At 62.6% G+C, this 922-nt stretch carries 1 pseudogene; it reads left to right on the forward strand.

Annotated features, from left to right (window positions below):
* Positions 1–55: 55 nt before the first annotated feature.
* Positions 56–922: pseudogene (locus tag AC630_RS42680) on the forward strand (DDE-type integrase/transposase/recombinase); the annotation flags it as partial.

The following is a 922-nucleotide window of genomic DNA, read 5'->3' on the forward strand; positions in this document are numbered from 1 at the left end:
GAGCATGAACGGGCCCTCTCGGTGAATGCTTCGCATTCACCTGTCGGGTAAGAGATGGGGAGGACGAGGCATGAGGTACCCCGCCTCCGAGAAGGCCGAGATTATCCGGTTGGTCGAGCAGTCACACCTGCCGGCCGGGCGCACCTTGGACAAGCTCGGCATCCCACGAGCCACGTTCTATCGCTGGTACGATCGTTATCGCGAGGCGGTGTTGGGGCACCGGCCGATCGTCGATCGAGGCCGGATCGGGTCTGGAACCGCATTCCCGACGACGTTCGCGGCCAGATCGTCGACCTGGCGCTGGAGCTGCCGGAGCTGTCTCCGCGCGAACTGGCCGTGCGGCTCACCGACGAGCGGAAGTACTTCGTCTCCGAAGCGTCAGTCTATCGGCTGCTGAAGGCGCATGACCTGATCACCAGTCCGGCCTATGTGGTGATCAAGGCCGCGGACGAGTTCAAGGACCAGACCACCGCCATCAATCAGCTTTGGCAGACCGACTTCACCTACCTCAAGATCACTGGCTGGGGTTGGTACTATCTGTCGACCGTGCTCGACGACTTCTCGCGCGACATTGTGGCCTGGCGATTGGGGCCGACGATGTGCGCCTCCGACCTCACGGCTACGCTCGACCAGGCGCTCGCGGCGTCCGGCCTCGACCACATCACCGTCGCGCAGCGCCCGAGCGACAACGGATCGAGTTACGTCGCGGATGATCTGGCCACGTGGCTCAAGGGCAAAGACATGCAACATGGGCGCGGCGCTCCGTATCATCCCCAGACCCAAGGCAAGATCCAGCGCTGGCATCAGACGCTGAAGAACCGCATCCTGCTCGACAACTATTATCTACCCGGCGACCTCGAACGGCAGATCGGCGCCTTTGTCGAGCACTACAATCACGCCCGCTTCCATGAGAGCATCGACA

It is taken from the genome of Bradyrhizobium sp. AS23.2 (assembly GCF_001908185.1).
Taxonomy (GTDB): Bacteria; Pseudomonadota; Alphaproteobacteria; order Rhizobiales; family Xanthobacteraceae; genus Bradyrhizobium.